This window comes from Aeromonas sp. R5-3, assembly GCF_040908225.1.
GTDB classification, from domain to species: domain Bacteria; phylum Pseudomonadota; class Gammaproteobacteria; order Enterobacterales; family Aeromonadaceae; genus Aeromonas; species Aeromonas dhakensis.
The window spans coordinates 138,345-165,222 of the sequence record NZ_JBFODH010000024.1 but is presented as its reverse complement, the minus strand read 5'-3'; the positions used below and the strand labels follow the sequence as shown (position 1 = coordinate 165,222).

The window sequence follows — 26,878 nt, the reverse complement described above, 5'->3', positions numbered from 1 at the left end:
GAATCCCAGTTGAACAAGGTGTAAGACATTCGCCATAGCGGATGTAGGCAAAGCGCTAGAAAAGATCCCGCGATAGTCGGAAGGTAAGATCGTAAAACATGAACAAAAAACACCTATCACAATGAAAGTAAAGGATAAATATTGAAACAAGTTTCCTTCGTAACGAGATGCGTAAAAACGTTTTTCACTCTGCAGTTGTCCCGCCCCATGAAATCCTTATAGTTACTCCTGCACGGACGCAATGAAGTCGGTCAGGAAGACTGGCTGCCAGGGTTGGGCAAATGGACTCACCACAGGATGTGGTAAAGGACACCTCCCAGGACGGAGAAAGTGCGACGGGAACGGATGACTCGTCAGGCCATGATGGCTAAAGGACACCCCAAAGGATTGGGAAGGGGAAACCTAAAGGAAGAGGTATAGTCAGGGATTGCAGGGAGCAACTTCGTTCAAGGATATGAGCGATAAGACTATCGGGGGCGACGCAAGTCGCCCCCATCTTTTTTGGCCATTTTTACCCCGGCCTACCTTTCTATCCGCTCATTCCAACCGGAAGTGCCCCACAATCTCCCGCAGCCTGTCATAGGTCTGCTGCATCGAGCCGGCACTGGCCACCGTCGCCTCGCCGTTGTGGGTCAGCTGGCTGATCACCTCGGCAATGGCGCTCATGTTGCGATTGATCTCCTCGGCTACCGCACTCTGCTGCTCCGCAGCCGTGGCGATATGGCTGATGAGATCGTTGATCTCCACCACCTCGCCCGCCATCAGATCCAGTGACTCGTTGACTCGAGTGGTGTTCTCGGCGGCACCCTGACAACTCTGCTTGGTATTGCTCATGGCATTCACCACGGTCCGGGTCCCCTGCTGCAGGCTGGCCAGCATGGTCTGGATCTCTGCCGTACTCTGCTGGGTACGGGCGGCGAGTGAACGCACCTCATCGGCCACCACCGCAAAACCGCGCCCCTGCTCGCCGGCGCGGGCGGCCTCTATGGCAGCATTGAGGGCCAGCAGATTGGTCTGCTCGGCTATGCTGCCGATGACCCCGAGCACCGAGCCAATCTGCTGCACATCCTGCTGCATCGCCTCGATGGAGCGGGCGGTGGTTTCCACCTCATCTACCAGCGCCATCACGCTGGCCATGGCCTGATCGACCACCTGACGGGACTGGCTCGCCAGTTGCTGGCTCTGGCCGGTGAGCTGGGCCGTGCTGGCCGCGCTCTCCGAAACTGAAACCGCGGTGCGGCTCATCTCGTTGATGGCAGTCACCACCTGCTCGGTCTCTCGCACATGATCCGCCAGCAGGGACTGGGCAGCACCGGTCTGGCTGGCCAATCCGGCAATGCCGCTATTGAGCTGGTCGCTGGCCTGGCGTACCTCGTCCATCATCTCCTGCAGCCGCTCGATGAAGCGGTTGATACCGGCCGAGATCTGACCGAGGTCATCCTTGCTGGTCACCGCCAGTCGGCGGGTCAGATCGCCGCTACCGCGAGAGAGCTCCAGCACCAGGTCCCGCAGCGAGAGTATCGGGCGATAGGCCACATTGAGCGCCTGCACGGCGAGCGCCATCACCACCACGGCCACCCCGAGCAGCGCCATGATGATCTGGCCGTTGAGTGCTTGGGTCATGGTGCGGATGTAGTCGAGATCAATGTAGCCGGTCAGGGTCCAGCTGCTGCCGCGAATATCCAGCGAATTGGGGCGCGCTTCGTTCTCCCCCTGCGGCTTGCTGCTATAGAGCTCATTGCCCTGACCATCGGTCAGGGAGAAGTAGCGCCCCTCGCCACTCACCTTCTCCAGCAGGCTCTTGAACTCGCTCATGTCGAGGTAATAAAGGTAGGCAGAGTCGGCACCGCGCGGCACAAGAATCGAGATGACGGGCTTGCCGTCCACCTGCTGCAGTGGGCTGACGGTGATCTGGTTGTTGGCGGCTGGGATAAGCTTGCGCAACGCGTCAACCTTGGCCGCGTCGTTGATGACGCCGCTCACGTCGAACGCCATGTCGCCGATCACTTTGACGATGTTGTGAAAGCCGGTCTCTTCCAGCGTCTTCTTGACGTTGGTCACCCCGAAGTTGAGGTTGGCTGCCAGCAGAATTTTCTGATTGATGTCACCGGCCAGCTTCTCTTTGACCAGAGAGATCTGTTCGTTGATGTTCTTGGTCGCCTGGGTGCGGATGTAGGTGCTGATGAAGTGATTGACGCTGAACCAGGCGGTGCCGATGGTGACCAGGATGGCCAGCAGCAACAGGACGTAAATCTTGACCTTGAATGGCATGGGATCCCTCCAGAAGAGAGGGCCGGCACTGCCAGCCCTCCCTGCCAATCGTTATTTCTTCTTGGCGTACTTCATGGAGTCCAGTGCCACCGCCAGAATGATGATGCCGCCCTTGATGATGAACTGCCAGTAAGGGCTGACGCCGATATAGGTCAAACCATAGTTGATCAACGTGAAGATGAGCACGCCGGTGATCACCCCGGCCACGGTACCCACGCCACCCGCAAACGACACCCCGCCGACCACGCAGGCGGCGATGGCATCGAGCTCGTACATGAAGCCCAGGTTGTTGGTGGCGCTGCCGATCCGGCCCGCTTCCAGCATGCCGCCGAAGGCGTAGAAGACCCCCGCCAGCGCATAGATCATCACCAGGTTGACCGCCACGTTGACACCGGAGACCTTGGCCGCTTCCGGGTTGCCGCCGATGGCGAAGATGTTCTTGCCAAAGCGGGTCTTGTTCCACAGCACCCAGACAAAGACACTGGCGATGGCGGCATAGAAGGTCAGATAGGATAGCTTGAACCCGCCCAGCTTGATGAACCCCTGCGCGAAGCTGGAGAAACGGGGGTCAAAACCGGCCACCGGCGAAGCCCCTACCGAGTCAAAGTAGAGGGAGTTGATGCCGTAGACGATGATCATGGTGCCCAGGGTGGTAATGAAGGGGGTGACGTTCAGATAGGCCACGATGAGGCCGTTAACCAGGCCAATCAGGGCCCCCACTGCGCACACCAGCAGGATCACCACCGGGATGGGCACCTCGCCCAGACTGGGGAACACCTTGTTGACGTTGGTCAGCGCCTGCAGCATGGTCGCCGCGATAAGCGCCGCCAAGCCGACCTGACGACCGGCCGACAGATCCGTCCCCTGGGTGATGATGATGCCAGCCACCCCGAGCGCGATAATGACCCGCACCGAAGACTGGGTCAGGATGTTGCTGAAGTTGGTGAGACTCAGGAAGGAGGGTTCCTTGATCACGATGATCATGAGCAGCACCAGCAGCACCACGTAGATGCCGTTCTCCTTGAGCGCCCGCATCAGATTGAAATTTTTAGCCGACTCCATAAATGTCTTCCTGTCTCTAGAGGTACAGAGATGCCAGGCGCAGTATCTCGCTCTGGTCAGTTTCTTTGGTATTGACGATCCCGGCGACCCGGCCATTGCTCATCACCATGATGCGATCCGTGATGCCGAGCAGTTCGGGCATTTCCGACGAGATGATGATGATGCCCTTGTCCTTCTTCGCCAGCTCCAGGATGAGCTGGTAGATCTCGAACTTGGCCCCCACGTCGATGCCGCGGGTCGGTTCGTCCAGCATCAGGATCTCCGGCTGGGTCAGCAGCCAGCGGCCGATGATCACCTTCTGCTGGTTGCCCCCCGAGAGGGAGCCGATCTGGGTCTGCTGGGTCGGTGTCTTGACCCGCATGGAGTCGATGACCCACTGGGTGTCGCTCTTCATCTTGTTGTCGCTGAGCAACCCCATGGAGCCCTTGTAGTTGTCCATGTTGGCGATCAGGGAGTTGAAGGCGATGTCGAGGCGCGAATAGATGCCGGTGGAGCGGCGCTCCTCGGTCACCAGCGCAAAGCCGTTGCGGATCGCCTCGTGGGCGTTGTGGTTGGCCACCTCTTTGCCGTGCAGCTTGATGGACCCCTCGCTGCGGTCACGAATGCCGAACAGGGTCTCGACGATGTCGGTCCGCTTGGCCCCCACCAACCCGGCCACCCCGAGGATCTCCCCCTTGTGCAGGTTGAAGGTGATGTCCTGTATGGAGGGCTGGTTTTTCGCCGTCAGGTGCTCGACCTCGAGGATCACCTCTTTCGGCTGGTTGGTCTTCTCCGGGAAGCGCTGGGTGAGCTCGCGACCGACCATCATGCCGATGATCTGATCCATGGTCATGCCCTTGAGCGGCTGGGTCGCCACCCACTGGCCATCCCGCAATATGGTGATCTCATCACAGAGCTGGAAGATCTCTTCCATCTTGTGGGAGATGTAGACGATGCCGCACCCCTTCTCCTTGAGCTTGTTGATGATCTTGAAGAGGTGGCTCACCTCTTTCTCGGTCAGCGAGGAGGTGGGTTCGTCCATGATGACGATCTTGGCATCGTAGGAGAACGCCTTGGCGATCTCGATCATCTGCATCTGGGAGACGGAGAGGGTACCGACCTTGACCCGCGGGTCTATGTCGATGTCCAGCTCGTCGAAGATATGCTTGGTGTCCTGATACATCTTGCCGTGGTCGACGAACAGCCCCTTGGTGGGATAGCGACCGAGCCACATGTTGTCCATCACGGAGCGCTGCAATACCAGGTTCAGCTCCTGATGCACCATGGAGACACCGTTCTCCAGCGCCTCCTTGGAGGAGGTGAAGTTGATCTCCTGCCCCTTGAAGAAGATCTTGCCCTCATCCTTCTCGTAAATGCCGAACAAGCACTTGAGCAGCGTCGATTTTCCTGCCCCGTTCTCGCCCATCAACGCATGCACAGAATGAGGACGGACCCGTAAATTGACATTATCGAGTGCCTTGACGCCAGGAAAGCTCTTACTGACGCCAATCATCTCCAACAGCCATTCTGATTGTTGCTGTGTTGTCATATCAGCCATCACATCTGGTTGAAAAAAGGGCAAGGGATCTCCCTTGCCCTGGAGGAGGGAATTATTCGAATTTGGACAGGTTGTCTGCGTCTACGCCGACGTAGGGAACACGCACGACCTTGTTGACGATGTTCCAGCTGGTGCCTTCACCAGCCGGTTTGCCTTCAGCCAGGTTCTTGGTCAGCTCGTAGGTCGCCTTGGCCTGGTTGGCGGCATCGTTCAGCACGGTACCGGCCATGGCACCGCTTTTGACCAGCGCCAGCGCTTCAGGCAGTGCGTCCACGCCGAACACCGGGATGGCGGTCTTGCCCTGAGCCTTCAGGGACTCCACGGCGCCCATCGCCATGCCATCGTTGTTGGCGATGACCACTTCGATCTTGTTGGCGTTCGGGCCGGAGATCCAGGCGTCCATCTTGTCCTTGGCCATGGCGGTATCCCACATACCAGTATCCATGTGCAGCTGCTCGGTCTTGATGCCGCCATCGTTCAGGGTCTTGATGACGTAGGTGGTACGGGCTTCGGCATCCGGGTGACCCGGCTCGCCCTTCAGCAGCACGTACTGGATGACGCCGTCCTTGTTGAGATCCCAGGCCGGGTTGGCTTTCCAGTGCTTGGCGATCAGCTGACCCTGGATGATGCCAGACTCCTTGGAATCGGTACCCACATAGTAGGCCTTGTCATAACTGGCCAGATCGGCGGCATTGGGCTCCTTGTTGTAGAACACCACGGGCACGTCCTCGCCACGGGCTTTCTCGATCACGACCGGGGCCGCCGCCGGGTCAACCAAGTTGATGGCCAGCGCCTTCACGCCTTTGGCCAGCAGTACGTCGACCTGATCGTTCTGCTTGGACTGGTCATTCTGGGAGTCATTCATCAGCAGCTCCACCCCCGGGTTGGCCGCCGCTTCCTTCTCGATTGCCTTGCGCACCACCGCCATGAAGTTGTCGTCGTATTTGTAGACGGTCACCCCGATGCGGGTTTCGGCATGGGCGGTGGCTCCTGCCATCAGGCTCATCAGTACGGCGGCAATGGTCGTGATCTTTTTCATTGTTATGCTCCGATCTCTCTATCTGTTTTTGTAGGGAATGCTGTACACCAAGTGAACTGGCGCCAGCCTAATGTAATCAGTTTGTTGTATATCGATCTGTGATCATGACAACAAAATGAAAACGTTTACACTCTGTTACATAGCAACAAATCAATTAAAAATCATGTAGTTATATTTAACTGGTGACAGCACGGCTCTGAACGGGGCTCTTTCTTGTTAAGCAATCGCTCAGGTTCAGCGTAGAACACAGTTCCAATAGTAGCTGCCTGGTTGCAGCCAATATTCCGGTCGTACGCTCTGGCTCCAGGAGTCATCGCCCCCAATCCCCATATGAAAACCATCAAGACAGAGATGGAGTCCGCCTGCGGCCACCAGATCGGTCTGGTGACGAGCCTGGGCCAGCTGCTGCTGGCTGAAACGGCTCAGGCTGAAATGAAACAGTCCCTCGACCTCGATGGAGCCGAATCGCAGCTGACGGGTGTCACAGCGCAGCCCGTTGTCGGTCGGGAACACATACGCGGTGTGCAGCGCATCGAGCGACGACTGCCAGCGACCGAGGTCGGCAGCCAGCAGGCGATCCGGATAGTTCTCGTGCGGACCACGCCCCAGCCAGCTCACCTCCTCCCCTGCCGCCAGCACCTCGTCGGTCAGCCAGAGCAGGGCGCCGATGCGCGGCAGGGAGGGCATCTCGGCTGCCACCTCCACCTCGATGGCGAGGTGCATGGCCCCATCCTGATCGAAGGAGTGGCGCCAGCAAGTCAGTAGCTTGAGCGCCTCGCCGACGAAGTAGCCGTGGCGTACCGTCACAACCCCTTGGTCAGGGCTCACTACCAGCTCGAGACAGCGGTGCTGCAACTCATTGAGCCCGGCCGCCTGCCAGCGGGCGATCCAGGCGTTGGGATCGGCGTGGTCCGCCTCGCTGGTGCCGATGTCGTTGTCGAGCGGTGCCCGATAGAAGTGATCGGCGATGGCCTCTTTCAGCTGCTCGCGGCCCAGCTTGCACCAGCTTTGGACGCGGCCGCTGGCCTTGTCCAGCAGCCACTCGCTGTTGGCCGCCCGGATCTGCCAACCATCCGCCAGCTCGATGAAGGTGGCCGGCGTGCGGGCGACAGGCAGTGACAGGGGGACAGGCAACATGCATTGCTGGCGCGCCACCTCGTGACCGGCCGCTGACCAGGCCGTGGCGGCGGGCTGCACGATGGCGAGGTCCAGCCAGGCGAACGCCCCCGGCGCAAAGGCCGGCAACCGCTCCAGCAGGGTCAACGTCACGCAGCCCTGCGGTGCCAGGGTGAGTGGGCATTCACCCTGGCTCACCACCACGCCGTCTTCGCACAGCCGCCACTGCAGCCGCTCGTTGTCCGTCTCGCGAAACAGGTATTCGCTGCGGATCTCGACCGTCAGCGGCTGGCGGTGTTGCAAGGTCAGCACGAACGGCTGCTGGGCACGTTTTGCCTCAAACAGGGCGGGATGGGGGGTGCGGTCGGGGAACAGCAGACCGTTGCAGCAGAACTGGCGATCATTCGGGGTATCGCCGAAATCACCACCATAGGCCCAGAAGTGGCGGCCGTCATCGGTCAGCTTGTCCAGCCCCTGATCGACCCAATCCCAGACGAAGCCACCCTGCAAGCGGGGGTGATCGCGAAATGCCTGCCAGTAGTGGGCATAGCCCCCCAGGCTGTTACCCATGGCGTGGGCGTATTCACACAGGATCAGCGGGCGGGTCTCCCCCGGCAGGCCAATCCACTTGGCCAGCGCCCACTTGGGTACCGCCGGGAAGGGTTGATCCTGATGGGTGCGGGCATACATGGGGCAGATGATGTCGGTGGCCGGCGTATCGGCACCACCCCCTTCGTATTGCACCAGGCGGCTCGGATCCGCCCCCTTGACCCAGCCATACATGGCATCGTGGGCCGGGCCGTAGCCCGACTCGTTGCCAAGGGACCAGATGATGATGCTGGGGTGGTTGAAGTCGCGGGCCACCATGCGGGTCACCCGCTCCAGGAAGGCGTTGCTCCAGGCTGGGTCCCGTGCCAGCCGCCCCATCGGAGTCATACCGTGGGTCTCCAGGTTCGCCTCGTCCACCACGTAGAGGCCGAGCCGGTCGCACAGCCGATAAAGCTCGGGGTGATTGGGGTAGTGGGAACAGCGCACCGCGTTGAAGTTGTGCTGCTTCATCAACAGCAGATCCTGCTCGATGGCGGCGGGGGTCACCACGTGCCCCGTTGCGGGGTGATGCTCGTGGCGGTTGGCGCCACGGATCAGCAGCGGCTGGCCGTTCACCCGCAGCAGGCCACCACGGATCTCTACCGCCCGAAAGCCCACATCACAGGCTTCGCTCTCGATGGGCTCTCCCTGCTCGTCCAGCAGGGTCAGGGTGAGGCGATAGAGGTGGGGGGTCTCGGCGCTCCATTTGCGCGGGGTCGCCACCTCGAGCCAGCACTCGGCGCGATCGTCATACGCCCCTTTCTCGTCAATGGCTTGCGTGCCGATTTGCTGGCGCAGGGTCGCCACCCGCTCGCCGCCGTCATAGAGATTGGCCACCACCGACAGGCCGGTCCCATTGGCCACCTGCAATGCGATCTTGAGGCGGGCATCCCGGTAGCAGGCGTCGAGCTCGGGCGTTACCCGGATATCCATCAGATGACGAGCCGGTTTGTGCAGCAGGCTGACGGAGCGGAAAATGCCGCTCATGCGCCACATGTCCTGATCTTCCAGATAGGAGCCGTCGGACCAGCGCAGCACCAGCACTGCCAGCCGGTTGTCGCCGGCCTGCAGGAAGGAGGTCAGATCGAACTCGGCGGGCAGCCGGCTGTCCTGGGAGTAACCGACCCAGCGACCGTTGCAGAAGAGGTGAAAAGCGCTGTCCACCCCGTCGAAGATGATCCGGGTCTGACCGCTGGCAAGCCAGTCGGCTGGCACGCTGAACTCGCGGGAATAGCAGCCGGTGGGATTCTCGGCCGGCACCCGCGGTGGATCGCACGGGAAGGGATACTTGATGTTGGTGTAGATGGGTACATCCGTCGCAGGCCGCAACCCTGGGTAGGCCGCATCCAGCTGCCAGTTGCCCGGCACCTGGATGGGACAGGCATCCGGCAGATCCTGCGCCAGCCACTGCTCCGGCACCCGCTCGGGCGCCGCGAAGAAGGAGAAACGCCACTCCCCATCCAGCAGGGCGCGCGATGGCGAGGCGTGATCATCCCGCGCCGCGGCCTCGCTGCGCCAGCTGAACAAGGGGGTATGGGCGGGCAGCCGATTCACTGCGGTAATCGCCTGGGTCTGCCAGTCCTGACGGGCCACTATCTCCCTGAGCATTCGTCTCTCTCCCTGCATGAACGCCGAAAACGTATGCAGTGTAGGGGAGATTTGCCCGGTGATCGGCGATCCCGCTCACACAGATGTAAACGATTACACTGAATTTGTTAAGTAAAACAGGGTAAAAATGCGCTAAATGCAGGTAAAAGACCAAGGCTCCGGATCGAGCGCCTCAAAAACGGCGATCCGGAGCGATAAACGGAGGTAAATGAAAGGGATCAGCTTCGAACGGGCGCCACCGAGTGGCGGTTGATCAGAGTTGGGGTGTAAATGCGGCTCTGTACCACCTCGCTTTCCCCCGCTGCCAGCTGCAGGGCCAGCTTGGCCGCCTGGGCTGCCATCAGTTCAACCGGGTAGCGCATGGTGGAGAGCTTGGGGCGCAGGTATCTGGCATAGATGATGTCATCGAAGCCCACCACCGACACCTCCTCCGGCACCTTGAGGCCGTTGTCCGCCAGCACCGAGATGGCCCCCGCCGCCATGGCATCGTTGTAGGCCACCACGGCCGTGATGGGCAGCCCCTTGGCCAGCAGGTTGAGCATGGCCCGCTCGCCGCCCTCCTCGTTGGGCATGCCGCTCTCCACCAGCTCGGGGTCGGCGCGCACGCCCGCCTCGGCCAGCGCATCCTGATAGCCCTGCAGCCGCAGGATGGCATCCTCGATGGCGTGATCGGAGCTCAGGAAGGCGATGTGACGGTGGCCCAGCTCCAGCAGATGCCGGGTCGCCGTGGCGGCCCCCTGCCGGTTGTTGAGGGCGATGCAGCGCCCCTTGAGTGCCGGGATGTCGCGGTTGATCAGCACCATGCCGGGTACCCGCAGCGCATAGTCGATCAACTCCTCATCGCTCAGCGCCTTGCTGTGCACCACCAGCGCCTCGCAGCGCTTGCCGATCAGCAGCTCGATGGATTCGCGCTCCTGCCGTGCCGTGTGAAAACCATTACCCATCAACAGGTGCAGCCCCTGTTCCACCGCCACCGCGGCGACCCCCTTGACCAGGGCGCCGAAGAAGGGATCCGCCACATCGCCCACCAGCACGCCCATGGTGTCGCAGGTCTGGCTGACCAGCGCCCGTGCGTTGGCATTGGGGGTGTAGCCCAGTTCGGCCATGGCTTTCAACACCACCTCGCGGGAGGCGGCACTGGCCTTGGGTGAGTTGTTCATCACCCGTGAAACCGTTGCCACCGATACGTTGGCCAAACGGGCGACATCCTTGATGGTACTCATGTTGTTTTCACTTATTTCACGGTTCGGGACGAGGCCATTATACCGAGCAATGTCACTGATAACAGGGGGAAAAACCATATTGCTGAAATGATGACCACCAAAACAAGTGTAATCGTTTACACATATTTGTTAGCCAGTTCACAGTTTGCCCGCCAGCCCCTCGGCTAGACTCCTTCACAGGCTTTTTTTGAGCGTGGAGATGAGGATGAAAGTACTGGTCACCGGCGGCTGCGGTTACATCGGCAGCCACACCTGCCTGGCACTGCAGGCGGCCGGCATGGAGCCCGCGGTGGTGGACAACCTCTGCAACAGCAAGGCCGGCGTGCTGGCCCGCATTGCCGCCATCAGCGGGCGCGAGCCCCGCTTCTATCGGGGGGACATCCGTGACCCGCTCCTGCTGGATCGCATCTTCAGCGAGCAAAGGATCGATGCCGTGATCCACTTCGCCGCCCTCAAGGCGGTCGGCGAGTCCACCCGCATCCCCCTCGACTACTACGAGAACAACCTGAGCGGCACCCTGGTATTGCTGCAGGCGATGAAGCGGGCCGGCGTCCACAACCTGGTGTTCAGCTCGTCGGCCACCGTCTATGGTGACCCGGCCAGCACGCCCATCCGGGAAGATTTCCCGCGCAGCGCCACCAATCCCTACGGCCGATCCAAGCTGATCATCGAAGAGATCCTCGAGGATCTGCAGCGGGCCGAGCCGCACTGGAGCATGACCCTGCTGCGCTACTTCAACCCGGTCGGCGCCCACGAGTCGGGCACCATGGGGGAGGATCCCCAGGGGATCCCCAACAACCTGATGCCGTTTTTGACCCAGGTCGCCATCGGCCGGCGCGACTGCCTCTCGGTCTTTGGTAACGATTACCCCACCGTCGACGGCACAGGTGTGCGTGACTACATCCACGTGATGGATCTGGCCGAAGGGCACGTCAAGGCGTTGCAGCACTGCGCCAGCAAGGGCGGCGTGCACGTCTACAACCTGGGTACGGGCCAGGGCCAGAGCGTGCTGCAGATGGTGGCGGCGTTCGAGGCGGCCAGCGGTCGCCCCTTGCCCTATCGCATCGAACCAAGACGCCCCGGCGACATCGCCGAATGCTGGGCCGATCCCGCCAGGGCCGAGCGCGAGCTGGGCTGGCGTGCCCGGCGGGATCTGGCCGCCATGTGCGCCGACAGCTGGCGCTGGCAATCCGCCAACCCCCAGGGGTACGAGGCGTGATGTCCGTTTTGCTCCCTTCTCCCTTTAGGGGGAAGGGTCACAGATGAGAGGCGCACCCGCCCTCATCAACTGCCCGCATTTTCTTTTATTGAGCTTGAGGAGTGATGATGTTCAACCCGGTTGATCACCCCCACCGTCGTTTCAACCCGCTGACAGGCCAATACGTGCTGGTCTCCCCTCACAGGGCCAAGCGCCCCTGGCAGGGCCAGGTCGAGAAGGTGAGCCAGGCGCCGAGCCAGGCCCATGACCCCGACTGCTTCCTCTGTGCCGGCAACAAGCGCGTCACCGGCGACCAGAATCCCGACTATCGGGACACCTTCGTCTTTACCAACGACTTCGCCGCCCTGATGCAGGACACCCCGGCCGCCAGTGGCGAGCAGGATCCCCTGCTCAAGCTGGAGGCCGCCCGCGGCACCAGCCGGGTCATCTGCTTCTCGCCGGATCACGGCAAGACTCTGCCCGAGCTGCCTCTGCCCGCCATCGAGAAGGTGATCACCACCTGGATGGAGCAGGTGACCGAGCTGTCGGCCCAGTGGGAGTGGGTGCAGGTGTTTGAAAACAAGGGCGCCGTCATGGGCTGCTCCAACCCGCATCCCCACGGTCAGCTGTGGGGCAACGACTTCCTGCCCAATGAAATTGCCCGCGAAGAGCAGCACCAGCGCGCCTGGCTGGCGGAGCACGACCGCCCGCTGCTGGTCGACTACGTGGAGCGGGAGCTGCAGGATCGCTCCCGCATCGTGGTGGAGACCGAACACTGGCTGGCGGTAGTGCCCTTCTGGGCGGCCTGGCCGTTCGAGACCCTGCTGCTGCCCAAGCGCCATGTCCCCTCTCTGCTCGACCTCACCCCCGAGCTGCAGCAGGATCTGGCCATCGCGCTCAAGGAGCTCACCAGCCGCTACGACAACCTGTTCGAGTGCAGCTTCCCCTACTCCATGGGCTGGCACTTTGCGCCGCCCCGCTCCGACTGCCCAGAGGCGTGGCAACTGCATGCCCACTTCTATCCGCCCCTGCTGCGCTCCGCCACGGTGCGCAAATTCATGGTGGGCTTCGAGATGCTGGCCGAGACCCAGCGCGACCTTACCCCGGAGCAAGCCGCGGAGCGCCTGCGTACCCTTTCCCCCGTTCATTACAAAGCCAATGAGGTGACCCCATGACCCCGAGCCAGCGCGTCAGCGCCGTGTTTGCCGAGCAGTTTGAGCAACAACCCGACCTGCTGGTGCGGGCCCCCGGCCGCGTCAACCTCATCGGCGAGCACACCGACTACAACGACGGCTTCGTGCTGCCCTGCGCCATCGACTACGAGACCTGCGTCGCCATCGGCCTGCGCGATGACAGCCTGGTGCACGTGGTCGCCGCCGACTACGGCAACCAGCGCGACCTGTTCGATCTCGGCCAGCCCATCAATCATCATGCCGACCAGCGCTGGAGCGACTACATCCGCGGGGTGGTGAAGTACCTGCAGGAGCGCGGCTATCCCCTGCGCGGCCTCAATCTGGTAGTCTCCGGCAACGTGCCGCAGGGGGCCGGCCTCTCCTCTTCCGCCTCGCTGGAGGTGGCCATTGGCCAGGCCTTCAAGGAGGCGCTGGGGCTCACCATCAGCCAGGCCGAGATTGCCCTCAACGGCCAGCAGGCGGAGAACCAGTTCGTCGGCTGCAACTGCGGCATCATGGACCAGATGATCTCCGCCAGCGGCAAACAGGATCACGCCCTGCTGCTCGACTGCCGCTCGCTGGAGACCCGCCTCATCCCCATGCCCACCGACCTGGCGGTGCTGATCGTCAACTCCAACGTCCGTCGCGGCCTGGTGGACAGCGAATACAACACCCGCCGCCAGCAGTGCGAAGCAGCCGCCCGTCACTACGGGGTCAAGGCGCTGCGCGATCTCGATCTGGCGGCGCTGGAAGCGGGCAAGGCCGGGCTGGATGAGGTCTGCTACCGCCGTGCCCGTCACGTAGTGGGCGACAACAGCCGCACCCTGGCCGCCGCCGATGCGTTGGCGCAGGGGGATCTGGTGCGCCTCGGTGAGCTGATGGCCGACTCCCACGCCGCCATGCGCGATGACTTCGAAATCACCGTGCCCGCCATCGACGGTCTGGTGGAGATCATCAAGGCCAGGATCGGCACCGAGGGCGGCGTGCGGATGACCGGCGGCGGCTTCGGTGGCTGCGTGGTCGCCCTGCTGCGCCCAGAGAAAGTGGCCGAGGTGATCGCCGAGGTCGATGCCGAGTACCCGGCCCGCTTCGGCCTCAAAGCCGACAGCTACGTCTGCCGCGCCAGCGCGGGGGCGGGAAAACTATGAGCCCATGTATGATGCAGGCCTGCCGGATCGGCAACACAGGTACAGGCAGACTATGAACGACGCCATGATTCCGTTCGAGCTGGAAAACGAGGAGGGGCTGCGCCTGCGCGGCCTCGACTTCGGCGCCACCCTCACCTCCCTCACCCTGCCAGTGGCAGGCGGGCGCCGTGAAGTGCTGCTGGGCTGCGCCGATGAGGCCTACCCCGCTCAGCAGGTGTGGCTGGGTGCGGTGGCGGGACGCTTTGCCAACCGCATCGGCAACGCCGAGCTGCTGCGCGATGGCCAGCGCTGGCCGCTGGATGCCAACCAGCCCCCCCACTGCCTGCACGGCGGACGGGCGGGGTTTCATCGCCAGCACTGGCAGATCAAGGAGCGGGAGGCGGACCGGGTCAGACTGACCCTGCTCTCCCGAGCGGGGGATCAGGGCTTTCCCGGCAACCTGCGGGTCACGCTGGAGTACCGGCTGGAGCAGTGCGATCTGGTGGTAGATTTCGTCGCCAGCACGGATGCACTGACCCCGGTCAGCCTCACCAGCCACACCTACTTCAATCTCGATGGACAAGCCGGCGATGGCGATGTGCGCAACCACCTCATCCGCCTCAACGCCGACCGCTTCCTGCCCACCGACCAAAGCGGCCTGCCGCTCGCGATCGCACCGGTGGAGGGGCCGTTCGATCTGCGCCACGAGCGCCTGATCGGACAAGATTGGCTGAGCCATCCCCAGCAGCAACAGGCCAAGGGGTATGACCACGCCTTTGTGCTCAACGGGCCGAGCGCCGAGTGGGCGGCGCGGGTGGTCTCGGGGGATCGCCAGCTGGCCATGGAGGTCTACACCAACCAGCCCTCGCTGCAGTTCTACAGCGGCAACTGGCTGGCCAATACGCCGGCACGCGATGGCCAGCTCCATCGGGATCACGCCGGTTTCTGTCTGGAGGCCCAGCAGCTGCCAGACAGCCCCAACCGCCCCGAGCTGGGCGATCCCTGGTTGCTGCCGGGGCAGACCTATCGCCATCAGACCCGTTACCGCTTTATCGCCACCAGCTGACCCCGGCCCCCTCTTCTCCCACCCAGACATGCCGAGCGAAGAGGGACCGGGGTCACCCCTCGCCTCTGCTCGCAAACAAGTCCACGCAAGGAGTCGTTATGGATGATCACTACCTCGCCGCCCCCGACCGTTACCAGCGCCAGCCCTATCGACCCGCCGGTCGTCACGGCCTGCGCCTGCCCGGCATAGCTCTCGGCCTCTGGCACAACTTCGGCGCCGAGAGCGATCCCGCCACCGCGAAAGCCATGGTGCACCAGGCGTTCGATCTGGGTATCACCCACTTCGATCTGGCCAATAACTACGGGCCGCCGCCGGGGTCGGCCGAGCAAACCTTCGGCAAGCTGCTCAAGGGGAGCCTGGCCCCCTATCGGGACGAGCTCATCATCGCCAGCAAGGCGGGATACATCATGTGGGATGGCCCTTACGGTGACGGCGGCAGCGCCAAATACCTGTTTGCCAGCCTGCACCAGAGCCTGCGCCGGCTTGGCCTCGACTATGTGGACATCTTCTATCACCACAGGCCGGACCCGCGCACCCCGCTGGAGGAGACCTGCCAGGCGCTAGCGCTGATGGTGCGTCAGGGCAAGGCGCTCTACGTCGGCCTCTCCAACTACCCGGCCCCGCTCGCCGCGCAGGCCGCCGCCCGGCTGGCGGAGCTGGGCACCCCCTGTCTGGTCAATCAGCTCAAATACTCCCTGTTCCAGCGCGATATTGAAGCCGAAACCCTGCCGGTCTGCCGCGAGCACGGCATGGGGGTGGTCGCCTTCTCCCCGCTGGCGGGCGGGCTGCTAAGCGACCGCTACCTGGCGGGCATTCCAGCGGATTCGCGCGCCGCCAGTGCCAGCCCCTTCCTCAAGCCCGAGCAGATCACCGCCGGCAAGCTGGCCACCATCCGGGCCCTGCACGCGCTGGCGCAGCAGCGGGGCCAACCACTGTCACAACTGGCGCTGCAGTGGGTCCTGCGCGACTCTGTGGTGAGCTGCGCCCTGATCGGCGCCAGCAGCCCCCAGCAGATTGTCAGCGCGGTGGAGGCCCAGTCCCACCCCCCGCTGGATGCGGCGCTGCTGCAGCAAATCGAGGGGATCCTGGCCGGGCAGGGTCCCGCCTGATCGGAGCCGCTGAGCGCCGAACACTATATAGGCCCGAATGAAAACCAACGACCTCGCCGTCGATCCCGCCGGCGGGGCCTGGCGCCAACACAATATTCACTGGTTGCCTGCCCGATTTTCCTCCATCATTGGTCGCCCCCGGCTCGGCTCGGGGCCGACTTCAACCGGACCAATAATCAAGAGATCTGAAACATGACAGAGTCTTACGCCCTGTTTGTCGCCTTCGTGCTGGGCATAGTGGAGGGCCTGACCGAGTTCCTCCCCGTCTCCTCCACCGGCCACATGATCATCGTCGGCCACCTGCTTGGCTTCGACGGCCCCAAGGCTGCCACCTTCGAAGTGGTGATCCAGATGGGTTCCATCCTGGCGGTGGTCGCCGTGTTCTGGCGCCGCCTGTTTGGCCTCATCGGCATCCACTTCGGCCAGAAGCCGGCGCAGGGACACGCCACCCTCTCGCTGGTGCACATCATCCTCGGCATGCTGCCCGCCGTCGTCATCGGCCTCGCCATCCACAGCTGGATCAAGGCTCATCTGTTTGGCCCGCAGACCGTGATGTACGCCCTGGTGGCCGGCGGTATCCTGCTGATCATCGCCGAGAAGTTTCGCCCGGCGGTACGCTCCGAAACCCTGGACGACATCAGCTACAAACAGGCGTTCGGCATCGGCCTGTTCCAGTGCCTGGCGCTCTGGCCCGGCTTCTCCCGCTCCGGTGCCACCATCAGCGGCGGCATGCTGATGGGGATCAGCCGCCAGGCGGCGGCCGAGTTCTCCTTTATCCTGGCGGTGCCCATGATGGTGGCGGCCAGCGGACTGGATCTCTACAAGAGTCGCGACTTCCTCTCCATGGCCGACTTCCCCATGTTCGCGGTGGGTTTCGTCACCGCCTTCGTGGTGGCCATGATCGCCATCAAGACTTTCCTGGCGCTGATCCGTCGCCTCGACTTCATCCCGTTCGCCATCTACCGCTTCGTGGTGGCCTTCGCCGTCTACCTGGTGTTCGTGGCCTGATGGCCGCGACACCATGCAAAAAGGGACCCGAGAGTCCCTTTTTTTATTGCTTTGTCGGCTCAGTAGAGGCGATGGCTGATGCCGTTGAGCAGCCGCGACAGTCCCTTGGTGAACTGTACCGGCGCGTCCTGCACCGTGTAGCAGAGGCAGCCGTCCGGCGTGTGCGGACTGTGGGCGTGGCTGGCATCGCGCCAGATGAAGTCCCCCGCCTGATAGCGGGTGTCGCCATCTTCGATGGTGCCAGCCAGCAGCAGGGTCAGCTCGTAACCCTTGTGGGTGTGCTCAGGGATGCGGCCGCCCGCCTCTATGTGCAGCAGGCTGGCACGGGCCCCCTGCTCGTCAAGCGGCAGGCTCACCTGCCGGATGGCGCCGATGTGGCGCCAGCTGGGGGCGTGGTGACGGGCCAGTACCCGTGGCAACCGATACGACTGGCCCGCCACCTGCAGCTCGGGCTGAACCGCCGCCGACTGACTCAACGCGGCCGCAGTGGCCACCGGCTGCTGCAGGATGCCGGCCAGCATGGCATCGAACTCTGCCGACAGTGGCTCGCTCTCTTCGGCCGGGGTCAGGTATTGCCGGGCCAGCTCCTCTTCGCAGGCCCGCAACCGGGCCGCACAGTCGGGGCATAGCTCGCAGTGGGCGGATACGCCGACGGCCAGCGGCAGGGGCAGTTCGTCGGCAGCAAAGGCGCGCAACATGGCCTGAACGGGATGGGCTTTAATCATGGCCTTGCTCCACTTGTTCCTTCAATTTCTGTAACGCCAGTCTGAGGCGGGATTTGATGGTGCCGAGCGGCACGCCGAGCCGGTCTGCCAGCTCCTGCTGGGAGAGCTCCTGCAGGTAGATGCCGCGCACCACCTGCTGCTGTGGTTCCGGCAGGGTGCCGAGGTAATGGGCCATCTGACGGGTCAACACGGCGTCTTCGCCGCCGCTCAGGTGCTCCTCTTCCGCCCTGTACTCCAGCATGGGCCACAGCTCCTCGGCGCAAAGCTCCTCTTTGCTGGCGCGGCGCCGGCGTAGCATGTCGAAGCCCTGGTTGCGCATGACGGTGTAGATCCAGGTGGTGGCGGCTCCCTTGTCGGGGTGGTAGAGACGGGCCTTCTGCCACACCAGCAGCATGGTCTCCTGCACCAGCTCCATGGCGTTGGCCTCGCTGCCGAGGTGGCGCAGCCCATAGCTGCGAATACGCGGCGCGAAGTGCTGGAACAGAGCGGCAAAGGCGACCTTGTCGCCATGTTCGGCAACCCTGACGAGCAGGGACTTGAGATCGCCGGCTGGGTCATCCATGGGGGGCGATATCCTGTACGGAGTCGATTGTGATTGGCCAGTATATGCCATTGCGCCATGCCTTGAAGAGGGTGGTGAGTGCCAATACGTGCGGCGCGGCAAAAGGATCACCGGCGCTGCCATCAAGAACGGCTCAGTGACTGGCGACCAGCAATCCGCTCAGCAGGGAGAGTGCCGGCTGGTTGTCTTCCGCCGCCACCAGCCACTGCTTCTGTTCAACGGGGATGGGCAGCACTTCCAGCCAGCGCTGGGCCACCCAGCTGGCATCGTCCCAGTCGGGGTTGCGGTAGAGGGCCGCATATTCCGGGTAGTCGTTGAACACCTCCTGCAGCGCCCTGGCCAGCGAGTGCTGGTCGGCATTGAGCCGGCCGGTGCGCCAGGGGGGCAGCACGTCCACCTCCCCGACCCGCAAGCCGTCCGACTCCTGCCACAGATCGGTGACCCTGACCCGCTCCATGCCGAGCACCGTGATGCCGAGCAGACCGTCCGGCAGCTGATCGAAGTCGACGATCCGTACCCGGGTGGCGATGGGGTACATGTTGCGCAGCGCATCGGGCTGGCGGGGATCCAGCATGCAGATAGCAAAACCCTGCTCTCCCGCCTCGGCGATCATGCGCTGATATCTGGGCTCGAAGATGCGCAGCGGCATGATGCCACCGGGCAGCAGGTGGGCCGAGAGGGGAAACAGCGCCAGTTTCATCGACAGATTCCTCGGTAAAAGGTACCTGTTGATACGACCGGGGCGGCGGGGCAGATCATTCAGAACGAGTTGGAATAAAAAACCCCTTAACAATCAGGGGAAAATAGCCTGGACAAGCCGCTTCAATATGCAGTAGAAATGGATAAGCACCGTAATTTCCGTCCAATATTCTGGGATCTGGTGCCAAATGCAGTGAAATATCCGCCCGACCGCGAGCGGCGGGTCATCCCTATAGTTTTCTCGGGCCGATGCGGGTAAAATTCACGCCCTTATATATCAGTCATTTTTCGACGCGCAACCTTGGTGGTCAGTTATGAAAGAGCATATTCATCATCTACTTGAACAAACGGTAGCCAATCTCAAGTCAGCGGGCATCCTGCCGGCGGACCTGGAAGCCCGCGTGCAAGTAGACCGATGCAAGGAGAAGGCTCACGGTGACCTGGCCACCAACCTGGCCATGCTGCTGGCCAAACCGGCCCGCAAGAATCCCCGTGAGCTGGCCGCTGCCATCATCGAGCACCTGCCCGCCTCCGACCTGATCGCCAAGGTCGAGATCGCCGGCCCCGGCTTCATCAACTTCTTCTTCGACCCGAGCTGGCTGGCCGGTCAGGTAGAGGCCATGGTGACCTCCGCCAACGCCAACGTGAAGCAGCCAACCCCGCAGACCGTGGTGGTGGACTACTCCGCCCCTAACGTGGCCAAAGAGATGGCGGTGCATCACATCCGCTCCACCGTCCTCGGTGACGTGGCTGCCCGTGCCCTCGAGTTCCTGGGCCACAAGGTGGTGCGTGCCAACCACATCGGCGACTGGGGTACCCAGTTCGGCATGCTGATCGCCTATCTGGAGAAGATGGCCAACGAGCACGCCTCCGACATGGAGCTGCGCGATCTGGAAGCCTTCTACACCCAGGCCAAGCGTCACTACGACGAAGACGAAGCGTTCGCCGAGCGCGCGCGCAACTACGTGGTCAAGCTGCAGGGTGGTGATGAGTACTGCCGCACCATGTGGAAGAAGCTGGTCGACATGACCATGGAGCAGAACCAGCGCAACTACGACCGCCTGAATGTCTCTCTGACCAACAAGGACATCATGGGCGAGTCCATGTACAACGACATGCTGCCGGAAATCGTCGCCGATCTGAAAGCGCGCGGCCTGGCGGTCGAGAGTGAAGGCGCCACCGTCGTCTTCCTGGACGAGTTCAAGAACAAGGATGGCGAGCCCATGGGCGTCATCATCCAGAAGAGCGATGGCGGCTTCCTCTATACCACCACCGACATCGCCTGTGCCAAGTATCGTTACGAGACCCTGGGCGCCGACCGGGTGATGTACTTCATCGACTCCCGTCAGCACCAGCACCTGATGCAGGCCTGGACCATCACCCGCAAGGCGGGCTATGTGCCAGAATCCGTGCCCCTCGAGCACCACGCCTTCGGCATGATGCTGGGCAAGGATGGCCGTCCCTACAAGACCCGCTCCGGCGGCACCGTCAAGCTGGTCGATCTGTTGAATGAGGCGGAAGAGCGCGCCGCCGCCCTGCTGGAGAGCCGCAACAGCGACCTCTCCGCCGAGGAGAAGGCCCAGGTGGTGCACGCCATCGCCATGGGTGCGGTCAAGTATGCGGATCTCTCCAAGAACCGCACTACCGACTACATCTTCGACTGGGATCTGATGCTCTCCTTTGAAGGCAACACCGCGCCCTACCTGCAGTACGCCTACACCCGGATCCAGTCCATCTTCCGCAAGGCCGGCGTCGATGCCGACACCCTGGGCGGCAAGGTGGTCCTGAACGAAGAAGCGGAAGAGACCCTGGCCCAGAAGCTGATCCAGTTCTCCGACGCGGTCAACGGCGTGGCGGACAAGGGCATGCCGCACCTGCTCTGTACCTATCTGTACGAGCTGTCCGGCAACTTCATGACCTTCTACGAAGCCTGCCCGATCAACAAGGATGGCGTGGACGAGGCGACCCGTCAGAGCCGTCTGCTGCTGTGCGCCGCCACCGCCAAGGTCCTCAAGCTGGGCCTGGGCGTACTGGGCATCCACACCCTGGAGCGCATGTAATAGATGGCGACCCGGGATTATGTCGGCAGCCGCCCGCGACGTCGGGCGGGTGGTCGCAACACCAAGAAAGCGGCACCTCGCCGCTTTCCTGTTATCCCGGCCCTGCTGGCCGGGGTGTTGCTGGCGGGGTTCGGCGGCTTCCTCTACATGATCAGTGGCAAGGGCAACGACGCCCCCACCATTGAAGAGCAGGTGAAAGCCAACAAGCCCAAGGCCCAGAGCAACGGCCTGCCGCAGGAGAAATGGAGCTATATCGAACGGCTGGAGAACAAGCAGGTCGACATCGTCGAGCCGCCGCCCCAGCCGGGCGTGCTGCCGCCACCGCCGGCGGAAACCATGACCCTGCAGCCGGAGAAGCTGCCGCAGCCGGTGCCGACCAATATTCCCCAGCCCGGAACCCCCATCGGCCAGGTGCAGCCCTACAAGCCGCAACCGGTACAACCGGCCAAGCCGGCGACCGGCGCACCGGTAGCCAGCGCCCAGGAGCAGGTGATCGACCGCAAGGCCGAACGGGATCGGATGGAGCGGGAGCTGCGCGCCGAACTGGAGCGGGAACGGGCCGAGGCCGCCAAGGCCAAGGCGGCGACCCCGCCTGCCGCGGCCGACAACGAGCGCTACATGATGCAGTGCGCCGCCCTGCGTTCGCAGGATTCCGCGGAATCCCTCAAGGCGCGCATCGCCTTCACCGCCGGGCTCTCCTCCAGCCTGCAGGTGGTGAACGGGGCCGGTGGCGCCGTCTACAAGGTGATGGTGGGCCCCTTCAGCGGCAAGGCGGCGGCCGATGCGGCCAACCGCAAGCTGCAGGGCTCAGGCATCAGCGGCTGCATCCCCAAGAAAGGGTGATGGCAGCGTCCATAAACAGGGCCGGGTGGCAACACCTGGCCCTGTTTCTTTTGGTGCCAGTCGCCACCACTCCCAGCCAACCCCGTTGGCCGCGCCAGCGCGCAGGCTTGAAAAGCCGGTTTGCCATCCCCATCTCTCTTGCCATGCACAGTCAGGCCGTCATTCGGCTCAAGCGAGGTAAGTAAAGTGACTACCATAGTTTCAGTTCGCCGCAATGGTCAGGTCGTCATCGGTGGCGATGGCCAGGTTTCTCTTGGCAACACCGTCATGAAGGGCAACGCCCGCAAGGTTCATCGCCTCTACAACGGCAAGGTGCTGGCAGGTTTTGCCGGCGGCACCGCCGACGCCTTCACCCTGCTCGAGCGCTTTGAGGCCAAGCTGCAGGCCCATCAGGGCAACCTGGAGCGCGCCGCCGTGGCGCTGGCCAAAGACTGGCGCACCGATCGCGCCCTGCGCCGCCTCGAGGCGCTGCTGGCCGTCGCCGACGAGCACAAATCCTTCATCATCACCGGCAACGGTGACGTGGTGCAGCCGGAGCACGATCTCATCGCCATCGGCAGCGGCGGCAACTTCGCCCAGTCCGCCGCCATCGCCCTGCTGGAGAACACCGAGCTGGATGCCAAGAGCATCGTCGAGAAGTCCCTCAAGATTGCGGGCGACATCTGTGTGTTCACCAACGGCAACCACACCATCGAAGTGCTGGATTATTCAGCCAAATAAGTCGGCGAAATAGGGCCGCCAAATAAGGCCGCCAGCCAAACCCCATTTTCCAAGGGGTGGGCCCTGCCCGCCCCGGATACAGGAACACCATCATGTCCGAGATGACCCCGAGAGAAATCGTCCACGAGCTGGACAGACACATCATTGGTCAAGCCGACGCCAAGCGTGCGGTGGCCGTGGCCCTGCGCAACCGCTGGCGCCGGATGCAACTCTCCGAGGAGATGCGCCACGAGGTGACCCCGAAGAACATCCTGATGATCGGTCCGACCGGTGTCGGCAAGACCGAGATCGCCCGTCGCCTGGCCAAGCTGGCCAACGCCCCCTTCATCAAGGTCGAAGCGACCAAGTTCACCGAAGTGGGCTATGTGGGCAAGGAAGTGGACAGCATCATCCGCGATCTGACCGATGTCGCCATCAAGCTGGTGCGCGAGACCGAGATGGAGAAGATGAAATACCGCGCCGAAGAGGCTGCCGAAGAGCGCATCCTCGACGCCCTGCTGCCCAACCCGCGCAACAGCTGGGGCGAGGAGGAGAAAGCCGACAACTCCAACACCCGCCAGATCTTCCGCAAGAAACTGCGGGAAGGTCAGCTGGATGACAAGGAGATCGAGCTGGAGCTCTCCGCCTCCCCGATGGGCGTCGAGATCATGACCCCGCCGGGCATGGAAGAGATGGCCAACCAGCTGCAGGGGCTGTTCCAGAACCTGGGCCAGAACCAGAAGAAGAAGCGCAAGATCAAGGTCAAAGAGGCCATGAAGGCGCTGATCGAAGAGGAAGCGGCCCGCCTGGTCAACCCGGAAGAGCTGAAGCAGAAGGCCATCGCCTCGGTCGAGAACAACGGCATCGTCTTCCTCGACGAGATCGACAAGATCTGCAAGCGCGGCGAGAGCTCGGGCCCGGACGTTTCCCGTGAAGGGGTTCAGCGCGACCTGCTGCCGCTGGTCGAGGGCTGCACCGTCAACACCAAGCACGGCATGGTCAAGACCGATCACATTCTGTTCGTCGCCTCCGGCGCCTTCCAGATTGCCAAGCCGTCCGACCTCATCCCCGAGCTGCAGGGCCGTCTGCCGATCCGGGTCGAGCTGACCGCGCTGACCACCGAAGACTTCGAGCGCATCCTGACCGAGCCGAACGCCTCCCTGACCGATCAGTACCAGGCGCTGATGGCCACCGAAGGGGTCAACATCGAGTTCACCCAGGACGGCATCCGCCGTCTGGCCGAAGCGGCCTGGCAGGTCAACGAGCGCACCGAGAACATCGGCGCCCGTCGTCTGCACACCGTGATGGAACGCCTGATGGAAGATATCTCCTACGATGCCTCCGAGAAGTCCGGCGAGACCTTTGTCATCAACACCGACTACGTCAACGCCCACCTCGGCAAGCTGATTGAAGACGAGGACCTGAGCCGCTTTATCCTGTAACAGCTTGATCGAAGACGAGGATCCGAGCGGTTTAATATCCTGCTAACCCCGTAGCAAGACGCCTCCCCTGTGGAGGCGTCTTCGTTTTCAGCGCTCTCTCAGCTCGCAGCCTTCCCGGGTCGCATTGCCCGGCACGTCGCGTTCACCTCTTCCCGCCAGCCAGAGTGCGCTCATCAGCAGCAGAGCCGTCAGGGCGAAGGTGGCCTGCATGGAGAACGCCAGCTCGCTCGCACTGGCGACGGCCGGATTGCCGCCTCCCGCCAGGGCGGCAAACAGGGCCCCCAGCCCCGCCGCCCCCGTCAGCTGGCCCAGATTGCGCGCCAGGGTCAGCAACCCGGCCACGGCACCACGGGTCTGTTCGTCGGCGGCGCCGATCACCAGGCTGTTGTTGGCGGTCTGGAACAGGGCGTAACCGGCAGTCAGCAGCAACACGGGCAGCAGGTATCCCACCGGGCCCCCGCCGCTGCCCAGGGTGGCCAGCAGCACCACCGCCGCGCTCATCACCAGCAAGCCCAGTCGCACCACTGTGGTGGCGCCGACCCTGTCCACCAGCCAGCCGGCTGGCATCCCGCTCAGTGCCGCCAGCAGGGGTCCACCCGAGATAAGCAGCCCGCTGGTCAGCGGGTCGAGCCCGAATACCCCCTGCAGATAGAAGGGACCGATCAGCAGGGTCGCCACCATCACCCCGGCCACCAGCGCACTGGCCGCCAGAGCGCCGCGCAGCCGCCGGGTTCGCAGCAACGCCAGCGGCAACAGAGGGGCGGGGGAGCCCAGTTCGCTGCGCACCAGCCAGGCGGCGGCCAGCAGCGCCCCGCCCCCAAGCCAGAGGGCTGGGACGCCTGTCGTAGTGAGCGCCAGCCCGTAGCCCAGCAGCGTCACCAGCAGCCACCCCAGGCTGGCCAGGTTGAGTCGTGCCCCCTGCCCGCTCGCCCCGTCATCGGGCAGACCGGCACGGGCACAGAGCAGCGCCAGCAGGCCGAGGGGTAGCAGCGCCAGGAAGGCAGCCTGCCAGCCCGCCACCTCCAGCAGCAGGCCGCCAAACGAGGGGCCCAGCGCCGTGCCACAGGCCGACAGGGTGCCGAGCAATCCCATGCTCCAGCCCCGTCTGGCCGGCGACACCAGCTGCCCCACCATGGCCAGCGACAGCGTCAGCATGCAGGCCGCACTCGCCCCCTGCAGCGCCCGGGCGGCGATCAGCCAGCCGATGGTCGGCGCCAGCGCGCAGAGCAGGGAGGCCAGCGCAAAGCCCCCCATGCCACAGAGCAGCAACCGACGCCGGCCGAACCTGTCACCCAGCCGGCCCGCCACCAACGTCAGGCAGGTGAGTCCCAGCAGGTAAGCCACCAGCACCCATTGCAAGGTGGCGAAGGGCAGATGAAAGGCCGCCCCCAATGCCGGCAGCAAGATGCCGCCCATGCTGGCCGCCAGCATGGGCAACAGGGTGGCGAGGCCAAGCGCCAGCAGACCGAGACGAGGCGCCGCCAGGGGCGGGAAATGGGTTGGTGTTGACATGAGCTGGGCTCCACATAGGGGTGATGACGGCAAGGCTAGTGGGGTCGGTGAGCAGGCGGAAGACGCACCAGTTGCAGCTTATCAATGCAGCGGACGCCATATGAGGGTGCCCGTTCTCGGGTATGATGAAGCTGGCCCCTCTGCTCACACTCCGATGAAGGCATGCACATGAGCACTCCCGACCTCAACCTGCTGATCACCCTGGATGCCCTGCTGGACGAAGGCAGCGTGGCGGGCGCCGCCAGACGACTGGGCTTGAGCCCCTCCGCCATGAGCCGGGCCCTGGCAAGATTGCGGGAGACCACCGGCGACCCGCTGCTGGTGCGGGCCGGCCGCGGCCTGGTGCCCACTCCCAGGGCGTTGCTGCTACGCGAACAGGTCGGCCGGCTGGTGCAGGAAGCCGAGGAGGTGCTGCGCCCCCGGCAGGAGGCCGACCCGGCACGGCTGGAGCGCACCTTCACCCTGCGCGCCAGCGAGGGGCTGGTGGAACTGTTTGGCGCCGCCCTGCTGAACCGGCTCGCCACCGAGGCGCCCGGAGTACGGCTCCACTTTCTGGCCAAGCCGGACAAGGAGAGCGGCCCCTTGCGCAGCGGCGAACTGGATTTCGAGACCGGGGTCATCAGCGCCACCACGGCGCCCGAGCTGCGTACCCAGGCCCTGTTTCAGGACCACTTCGTCGCCGTGCTGCGCCCCGGTCATCCGCTCTGCGACAGCCCGCTCACCGCCAGCTGCTACGCCGGAGCGCGCCACGTGCTGGTATCCCGCCGCGGCCAGCCCCACAGCCCGGTCGATGAGGTGCTGGCCAAGCAGGGGCTCTCGCGCACCGTCGCCACCCTGGTGCCCGGCTTTGCCACCGCGCTGGCGCTGGTGCGCGGCAGCGATCTGGTGGCCACTGTGCCTGAACATCACTGCGCCGCCCTGCTGGGGGATCTGGTTGTTCGTCCCCTGCCCTTCGCGCTGCCAGCTATCCGGGTCGCCCTGCTCTGGCACCCCAGGCTGGATGCCGACCCGGCCCACCGCTGGCTGCGCACCCTCATCCGCAATATCTGCGCCCAGGAGCCTTACCGCCCCCTTCCCTGACGCCCCCCGGTTCTGCTGGCAACCCATGGCTGCCGCCATCCCATGAAGGAATTTTTCACGCTTTTTGACGGTACGGGCATTTCTTTGCAGGGTCAGCCAGGCAGCCCCTGCAGCGGTGGCTCCGATCCCCAC

The 26,878-nt window shown here is 63.5% G+C and carries 21 protein-coding genes; 11 read left to right on the top strand and 10 right to left on the bottom strand.

All coding sequences use genetic code 11. The features are described from left to right. Positions 1–537 precede the first annotated feature (537 nt). From AB5Y95_RS17520 to AB5Y95_RS17495, 6 genes are all read right to left on the bottom strand, one after another. Complete coding sequence (locus AB5Y95_RS17520) at positions 538–2,271, bottom strand: methyl-accepting chemotaxis protein (RefSeq protein ID WP_368161713.1); 1,734 nt, start codon at positions 2,269–2,271, stop codon at positions 538–540. A 51-nt stretch (positions 2,272–2,322) separates the two neighbouring features. Next, a complete protein-coding gene (mglC, locus tag AB5Y95_RS17515) occupies positions 2,323–3,333 on the bottom strand; it encodes a galactose/methyl galactoside ABC transporter permease MglC (protein ID WP_005306488.1) in 1,011 nt (336 codons plus the stop codon). A 16-nt stretch (positions 3,334–3,349) separates the two neighbouring features. After that, positions 3,350–4,870: a galactose/methyl galactoside ABC transporter ATP-binding protein MglA gene (gene mglA / locus AB5Y95_RS17510; protein ID WP_017781206.1), complete on the bottom strand. Its 1,521-nt coding sequence runs from the start codon at positions 4,868–4,870 to the stop codon at positions 3,350–3,352. A gap of 52 nt (positions 4,871–4,922) precedes the next feature. Continuing rightward, the gene (mglB, locus tag AB5Y95_RS17505; RefSeq protein ID WP_005306494.1) at positions 4,923–5,909 is read right to left on the bottom strand and encodes a galactose/glucose ABC transporter substrate-binding protein MglB; all 987 of its coding nucleotides are present in this window, start codon (positions 5,907–5,909) and stop codon (positions 4,923–4,925) included. 234 nt (positions 5,910–6,143) lie between these two features. Continuing rightward, the gene (locus AB5Y95_RS17500; protein ID WP_368161711.1) at positions 6,144–9,221 is read right to left on the bottom strand and encodes a beta-galactosidase; all 3,078 of its coding nucleotides are present in this window, start codon (positions 9,219–9,221) and stop codon (positions 6,144–6,146) included. A 218-nt stretch (positions 9,222–9,439) separates the two neighbouring features. Continuing rightward, entirely contained in the window at positions 9,440–10,444 is a 1,005-nt protein-coding gene (locus tag AB5Y95_RS17495; protein WP_017764831.1) for a substrate-binding domain-containing protein, read from the bottom strand. 205 nt (positions 10,445–10,649) lie between these two features. Here AB5Y95_RS17495 and galE point away from each other — a divergent pair, with 205 nt between their 5' ends. From galE to bacA, 6 genes are all read left to right on the top strand, one after another. After that, a complete protein-coding gene (galE, locus tag AB5Y95_RS17490) occupies positions 10,650–11,663 on the top strand; it encodes a UDP-glucose 4-epimerase GalE (protein ID WP_368161709.1) in 1,014 nt (337 codons plus the stop codon). Positions 11,664–11,770: 107 nt separating this feature from the next. After that, positions 11,771–12,817: a UDP-glucose--hexose-1-phosphate uridylyltransferase gene (locus AB5Y95_RS17485; protein WP_368161708.1), complete on the top strand. Its 1,047-nt coding sequence runs from the start codon at positions 11,771–11,773 to the stop codon at positions 12,815–12,817. Beyond that, positions 12,814–13,962 (top strand): galactokinase, encoded by a 1,149-nt coding sequence (gene galK, locus AB5Y95_RS17480; protein WP_368161706.1) that lies wholly within the window; start codon positions 12,814–12,816, stop codon positions 13,960–13,962. The genes AB5Y95_RS17485 and galK overlap by 4 nt, the downstream gene beginning before the upstream one ends. 52 nt (positions 13,963–14,014) lie before the next feature. Further along, the gene (gene galM / locus AB5Y95_RS17475; protein WP_010635795.1) at positions 14,015–15,007 is read left to right on the top strand and encodes a galactose-1-epimerase; all 993 of its coding nucleotides are present in this window, start codon (positions 14,015–14,017) and stop codon (positions 15,005–15,007) included. Between the two features lie 98 nt (positions 15,008–15,105). Next, complete coding sequence (locus AB5Y95_RS17470; protein WP_368161705.1) at positions 15,106–16,116, top strand: aldo/keto reductase; 1,011 nt, start codon at positions 15,106–15,108, stop codon at positions 16,114–16,116. Positions 16,117–16,308: 192 nt separating this feature from the next. Further along, positions 16,309–17,124 (top strand): undecaprenyl-diphosphate phosphatase, encoded by an 816-nt coding sequence (gene bacA / locus AB5Y95_RS17465; protein ID WP_005306519.1) that lies wholly within the window; start codon positions 16,309–16,311, stop codon positions 17,122–17,124. Positions 17,125–17,183: 59 nt separating this feature from the next. On the opposite strand, the gene AB5Y95_RS17460 is transcribed toward bacA, so the two are convergent. The 3 genes from AB5Y95_RS17460 to AB5Y95_RS17450 form a co-directional block, all read right to left on the bottom strand. Further along, positions 17,184–17,849 carry a ChrR family anti-sigma-E factor gene (locus tag AB5Y95_RS17460; protein WP_368161703.1) on the bottom strand — a complete coding sequence of 222 codons (666 nt, stop codon included), beginning with the start codon at positions 17,847–17,849 and terminating at the stop codon, positions 17,184–17,186. Next, the gene (locus AB5Y95_RS17455) at positions 17,842–18,411 is read right to left on the bottom strand and encodes a sigma-70 family RNA polymerase sigma factor (protein ID WP_201892757.1); all 570 of its coding nucleotides are present in this window, start codon (positions 18,409–18,411) and stop codon (positions 17,842–17,844) included. The genes AB5Y95_RS17460 and AB5Y95_RS17455 overlap by 8 nt, the downstream gene beginning before the upstream one ends. A gap of 133 nt (positions 18,412–18,544) precedes the next feature. Continuing rightward, positions 18,545–19,111: an LON peptidase substrate-binding domain-containing protein gene (locus AB5Y95_RS17450; protein ID WP_368161702.1), complete on the bottom strand. Its 567-nt coding sequence runs from the start codon at positions 19,109–19,111 to the stop codon at positions 18,545–18,547. Positions 19,112–19,424: 313 nt separating this feature from the next. Here AB5Y95_RS17450 and argS point away from each other — a divergent pair, with 313 nt between their 5' ends. The 4 genes from argS to hslU all read left to right on the top strand — a co-directional run bounded on the left by argS (position 19,425) and on the right by hslU (position 24,154). Beyond that, a complete protein-coding gene (argS, locus tag AB5Y95_RS17445; RefSeq protein WP_368161700.1) occupies positions 19,425–21,170 on the top strand; it encodes an arginine--tRNA ligase in 1,746 nt (581 codons plus the stop codon). Between the two features lie 3 nt (positions 21,171–21,173). Further along, a complete protein-coding gene (locus AB5Y95_RS17440) occupies positions 21,174–22,013 on the top strand; it encodes an SPOR domain-containing protein (protein WP_017787082.1) in 840 nt (279 codons plus the stop codon). A 186-nt stretch (positions 22,014–22,199) separates the two neighbouring features. Then, the gene (gene hslV / locus AB5Y95_RS17435; protein WP_005306539.1) at positions 22,200–22,733 is read left to right on the top strand and encodes an ATP-dependent protease subunit HslV; all 534 of its coding nucleotides are present in this window, start codon (positions 22,200–22,202) and stop codon (positions 22,731–22,733) included. A 92-nt stretch (positions 22,734–22,825) separates the two neighbouring features. After that, positions 22,826–24,154 (top strand): HslU--HslV peptidase ATPase subunit, encoded by a 1,329-nt coding sequence (gene hslU, locus AB5Y95_RS17430; protein WP_368161699.1) that lies wholly within the window; start codon positions 22,826–22,828, stop codon positions 24,152–24,154. A gap of 87 nt (positions 24,155–24,241) precedes the next feature. Here hslU and AB5Y95_RS17425 read toward each other — a convergent pair whose 3' ends face one another. Further along, positions 24,242–25,666 (bottom strand): MFS transporter, encoded by a 1,425-nt coding sequence (locus tag AB5Y95_RS17425; RefSeq protein WP_368161697.1) that lies wholly within the window; start codon positions 25,664–25,666, stop codon positions 24,242–24,244. A gap of 168 nt (positions 25,667–25,834) precedes the next feature. On the opposite strand from AB5Y95_RS17425, the gene AB5Y95_RS17420 reads away from it, so the two are divergent. Next, positions 25,835–26,746 carry a LysR family transcriptional regulator gene (locus AB5Y95_RS17420; protein ID WP_368161696.1) on the top strand — a complete coding sequence of 304 codons (912 nt, stop codon included), beginning with the start codon at positions 25,835–25,837 and terminating at the stop codon, positions 26,744–26,746. The last annotated feature ends 132 nt before the right edge of the window (positions 26,747–26,878 follow it).